The following is a 1,892-nucleotide window of genomic DNA, read 5'->3' on the forward strand; positions in this document are numbered from 1 at the left end:
CTTGCATGATGGCCTCCTCGGCAGAAAACGCCCCCTAAGCGTAACCGCTCGTGGGGGATGGGGGCGACCATCTCATTACAGAGCCAGCGTTCCAGCCGTTGCGCGTAAACGTCAGCCGCCCAACCGAACCCGGATTTATGCAACAACGCCGATCAAGAGCGCCAGCGGTTGCGCTTGCTGCGGTGGCGGATCGCCAGTCGCTGATGCTGCTTCATGACACGGCACCACAACCTTTGCAGGTGTCTCGATTGGCCGCGAATCCATAACCTGCTGGACAACCGGCACGAATGCCGGCAACGCACTTCGCGCCTGCGCTGAATCTCGGTACTCCGAATCCATTTGCGCAACTGGTTAGCGTTGATACCAGCCTTGAGTGCCGTGTCCGAAACCGATGCTCCCGATGGAAGACAAAACTCAATCAGACGCCGCTTGGCCGCAGGTTCGTAGTCGCGCTTCCCATTGGAGCGGACTCTCACCGCCTGCAGCGGAAATAGGTCAATCTCGTCTTGGATCATGTTTGCGTCAGCAAAGTCTTTGCGGACGCAAGCCTGCTAACGTTCGGCCTTCAATACCGGACGTCGTCAATTGAGCGCTTACGATTCATCACCGCACTGCCTGGAAGACGCGCGAATCCGTTGAGCTGGCCACGCTGGAATGGGTGGCTTGGTTCAATCACCACCGGCTGATGGAATCCCTTGGCTATATCCCGCCCGCGGAAGCTGAGGCAAACTACTATCGATCGGCAGCTTCAAATGCCTGTCGCTCAACCGCTATTAACTTAAACCAACCAGCCTCCACGGGTCCCGGGGTGGTTCAATTTGAAAATAGAGCGTTAGCGCGATTCGGTCCCCTCGTCGCGCCCCAATAACCGACGCATAGCGTTTCGCACAAAAGGGTCAGCACTATCTGCTTTCGACTCTGCATAGCTATGCCAAATCGGATCATTCAACAGATTAAGGCATAGGGCTTTCAGCTCTGGACATCGTTCTTCGGGTAATCCATTGAGATAGCGTAGTGCATCAAGAGCGTGACCGCGCTGGATTGCAATCACCACTGGAAATACTAGTAAGTCTTTGGCCGGCTCATAAATTTCACACAAATTCTTATACAGTTCCTCCGCCTCATCAACAGAACCTTCGCGAATTTTTGTGACTAAATGCTCGGCGAGCTTTTTGGCGTCCGACGAAGCGGTCGGCAGACAAGTCGGCTTCTCGGTTTGTCGTCCGCCACCTGAATTTGAATCGATTACCATCGAGCAGTGAACTGTTTGCCAAACCGAGGTCGTTAGCATGGGACGTCCAGAGATTAGGATCCTGAAAAACTCCATTGGAATTGAACCTGAAGTCGGTGTCATCATTGATATTTTAACGAAATCGCAAAAGCTTTTCGCCACTTCATCGATGGTGTGAAAAAAATATCCTGCGAAGAATTCCGACATACTTCCCATGAGACTTCCCATATCAGCAATAAAGTTGACCTGCCTATCTAGGGGCGTGCATGCACTAGACTCGCTATCGTGTTTCATCAACGTTGAGCGCCTTGACAGCATCAAGCTGAATCCCACGTTTGTGTGAAGGGGCGCATAGTCTTGTACATTTTGAGAGGCGCGGCGACTGTATCTATTGATAGGCACACGTTATACTCAGCTACTTGATCTGACTATCATAGAGAAATCCGGCGGTGAAATTGGCTATAATAACGAAATTGCTGCGCAAGTAGCGAAGTTAGCATGCTTGCCGTTCCTTGTAAGCTGTTTCAAACAGAGTTACTCGGTATTGTTAACTTCAAGGCGAACCTGCTAAGGAATCGCTGAACAAAGCGTCAGCGCGCAGCGTTGCCAGTGTGATGCCGATTTTTTTTGTCAACCAACAGCAGATTTGACGGCTTGCCAG

2 protein-coding genes and 1 pseudogene are annotated in these 1,892 nt (G+C 51.7%); 1 reads left to right on the plus strand and 2 read right to left on the minus strand.

Annotated elements, in window-relative coordinates; translation table 11 throughout:
• Positions 1-152: 152 nt before the first annotated feature.
• A complete protein-coding gene (locus tag A3A5_RS41840; protein ID WP_232431386.1) occupies positions 153-515 on the minus strand; it encodes a transposase in 363 nt (120 codons plus the stop codon).
• A gap of 83 nt (positions 516-598) precedes the next feature.
• Here A3A5_RS41840 and A3A5_RS43465 point away from each other — a divergent pair.
• Positions 599-757 (plus strand): annotated as a pseudogene (locus A3A5_RS43465) (IS3 family transposase); the annotation flags it as partial.
• 75 nt (positions 758-832) lie between these two features.
• Here A3A5_RS43465 and A3A5_RS44950 read toward each other — a convergent pair.
• Positions 833-1,525, minus strand: coding sequence for an HrpB1 family type III secretion system apparatus protein (locus A3A5_RS44950; protein ID WP_232431387.1), 693 nt, complete (start codon positions 1,523-1,525; stop codon positions 833-835).
• Between the last annotated feature and the right edge of the window lie 367 nt (positions 1,526-1,892).

Source organism: Cupriavidus sp. UYPR2.512 (genome assembly GCF_000379565.1).
Lineage (GTDB): Bacteria > Pseudomonadota > Gammaproteobacteria > Burkholderiales > Burkholderiaceae > Cupriavidus.